This is a genomic window from Thalassoglobus neptunius (assembly GCF_007859735.1).
GTDB classification, from domain to species: Bacteria; Planctomycetota; Planctomycetia; order Planctomycetales; family Planctomycetaceae; genus Thalassoglobus; species Thalassoglobus neptunius.
This window is the reverse complement of sequence record NZ_SIHI01000131.1, coordinates 1-1,797: the sequence shown is the minus strand read 5'-3', so window position 1 is coordinate 1,797 and position 1,797 is coordinate 1. Positions and strand designations below refer to the sequence as shown.

Sequence of the window (1,797 nt, the reverse complement as noted above, 5' to 3'; positions counted from 1 at the left end):
GAATCATTTCGATCATCTCCCACTGAAGGTCAGTCAGGTCACTTGGGTACGCTTTTCGAATCGCCTCGGACACCGTGCACTCCTTTGCGTTGATGAACCGCAAAGTGTGAACAAAACCAGACTTTCACAAAACCTCAGTTTCCGGATAGCCTCTAAGTTTATTTCTCGACAGAGTCTTCGCGAACTCGTAAGAGCAACACGCCTTAACGATTCGCGGAGACACCTTTCAAGATAAATTCCTGAATTGTTTCACGAACTAAGGCACTTCGTTTTTTTTGAGAGTGATCAATCAAAATTCGTTGACATTGGTTTTTATCGATCAATAGGCTTCGATCAACCTCTCAAAACATCCATCACGGACGTATACAACTCAGAACTCTCATCGCTGGAGTTGAAAAGTGCCGAATTCTCTTCTTCGAAGTGCACTCTGCCTCGCTGCTGTTCTTCTCTTCACTCAAACATCTCACGCCGGTATTGAAACGCGACTCACGGTCGTCGACAGCTCGCCCACGAGTTGGGTTGCTCGCGGTCTTCAGAATTACACGGTCTCTCCTGCAGACGGCTGGACGTTTACTCCATCACGAAATTTCGACAACGGAATCGGCTTCGTGATCACCGGCCCGCCAGTTGCCGGAACGACGATCGACCGATGGTTTCTCAATTTCTCCGCCCCATTCGATGCTGAACTGGCCGTCGGACCATACGACAACTTCCAACGTTTTCCGTTTCAAGATGCTGAACGTCCTGGACTGGAGTTCGGAAGCACGGGACGTGCTGACAATCTCGCTTCCGGGTCATTCACGATTCATGAAGTGAAATACGGTGCAGGCGGGGAAGTGCTGGCGTTCTCAGCTGATTTCATCCACTACGGGGAAGAGAATCCCGACAACTACGCCATCGTCGAACTTCGCTACAACTCCGAACTCAATACCGTCCCGGAACCTTCGTCGCTGGCTCTTCTGGGCTTGGGAAGCCTTGTGCTGGCTGGAGTCAAACACCGTAAAAGAAATTGTGCCTGATACTTCAAGAGGGAAGACGGAGCATTCGTCCATAACCCCTTAGTCTGAGATCACACAGCGAGACTTGATGGAGTGAATCTATCAAGTCTCGCTGTGTATACACCTCAGTTGACCCGCCTCAGTTCTCTCGAAATTTCGTCTCACGAGCCGCAGATGCATCGCTCCGTTCGACGGCAGCCGTTGTGAGTTCGCGACAGACGCGACACCAGACAAGCGTTCGCTGCACATTCCCAACACTCATTTTGCCCCATCGAATCCCGCCCGCCTCCCAGAGGCTGCGAGAATTGTCACAGCGACAACATCGAATCGACCATCGCTCCGTCGACTCCTGCATCTCCGCCATCCAGCTCGATGGAAGAATTGCTGCAAATAGTTGCTGCACGAACGACATGATTCCCCCAAACGCTGAAACGAGTTCCTTCGCAATTGCCGACCAAACGCCAACGGTTCACTTACGACATTCAGTGCCAGAATGTTGAACGACAATTCAAAGATTGTACCAGTCGCAATTGCGTGCCACCAAGAAGAAACTCGCTTCGCTCTCTGTCGATCGGCGAAGTTGCCGTTTCAAAAATGGACGGTTCCGTCAACAGAATCAAGGTTCAGTTGCACCTCGCCCGATGTTGACGTCTGGGGCCAGCTTGTCACATCTAGCAGCCCGTTGAACATTGCGGACTTCTGAGTAGCAGTCTGAGTTTTGGTTGGTTGCCATTGAGTGAGGTCGTGCTTGTTTTGAAGTGCCGGAAGTTGCTTTCGATGGCTCGGGAGAGACTTTGAA

General features: G+C 51.0%; 3 protein-coding genes. 1 reads left to right on the top strand and 2 read right to left on the bottom strand.

Going from position 1 to position 1,797, the window contains the following annotated elements:
- Window positions 1-398: 398 nt before the first annotated feature.
- Entirely contained in the window at window positions 399-1,019 is a 621-nt protein-coding gene (locus tag KOR42_RS26175) for a PEP-CTERM sorting domain-containing protein (RefSeq protein ID WP_146512739.1), read from the top strand.
- A gap of 118 nt (window positions 1,020-1,137) precedes the next feature.
- Here KOR42_RS26175 and KOR42_RS26170 read toward each other — a convergent pair whose 3' ends face one another.
- Complete coding sequence (locus KOR42_RS26170; RefSeq protein ID WP_146512738.1) at window positions 1,138-1,401, bottom strand: hypothetical protein; 264 nt, start codon at window positions 1,399-1,401, stop codon at window positions 1,138-1,140.
- A 185-nt stretch (window positions 1,402-1,586) separates the two neighbouring features.
- Window positions 1,587-1,797: hypothetical protein (locus tag KOR42_RS27615; protein ID WP_231741153.1), on the bottom strand; the 211-nt coding region annotated here is incomplete at its 5' end.